Origin of the sequence: Flavobacterium sp. UBA4854 (assembly GCF_002399805.1) — a bacterium.
GTDB lineage: Bacteria > Bacteroidota > Bacteroidia > Flavobacteriales > Flavobacteriaceae > Flavobacterium > Flavobacterium ginsengisoli.
Genome location: NZ_DHEI01000037.1, coordinates 20,938 through 21,741 on the forward strand (window position 1 = coordinate 20,938; position 804 = coordinate 21,741).

General features: G+C 39.9%; 1 pseudogene. It reads right to left on the minus strand.

Going from position 1 to position 804, the window contains the following annotated elements:
* Nucleotides 1–804 (minus strand): annotated as a pseudogene (locus B3J44_RS05000) (hypothetical protein); the annotation flags it as partial.

Sequence of the window (804 nt, forward strand, 5' to 3'; positions counted from 1 at the left end):
GGAAGCGTACCGATAATTTCAAACTTAACTTCTCCTGCTCCTGTTCCAACCGCTACCGCTTTTCCGTTCAACTTATCGTTTGCCGTCAATGAGATTGTTGTTCCTCCAATGTTTCCGTTTATTGAAGCGATTACGTCTTCAACCGCATCGATTGCAGGCAAGCCAACTGTTACTTTCACAGTGTTCGAGCTGCAGTTGTCCGGATTCAGTTTCTCACAGATTTCATATGTCAATTCATAAGTTCCCGCTGGAGGATTTGCTCCTAAAACAATGTTTCCGTCCGCATCAACAGTCAGATATCCTTTTGGATCTGCAGTCGTAGTTTTAAGCGTAACATCTGCCGGATCTAATGGCTGATTGTTTTTAGTGTCATTCTCAAAAACATTTTTCCCTAATGTCTGGGGAACGTCCGATCCTAAAACTGATGGAATCTCATCTGCATTCGCAACCAGATTTCCTGCCGTAACCGGAACAGTAACTGTTACCGAGTCGCAGTTTGCTGGAACTGCACCTACTTCACATATTATATATTCTATATTATAATTTCCTTTTGGCGTATTTGGGGCTACTGTAATAGTTCCATTTGTATTTAGCGTTAATCCAGACGGTAAAGTGCCAACAATATTTATTGTAACTTCTCCTGAATTAGTCCCAATTACTACTTTATTACCGTTTAGTGTATCGTTTTCTGCTAGCAATATTGTTGTTCCTCCAATGTTTCCATTAATTGGAGTAATAGTATCTAGTATTGCGTCTATTGTATTTACAACTTTAACCTCTACAACTGCCGTTTTGCAGTTTGAT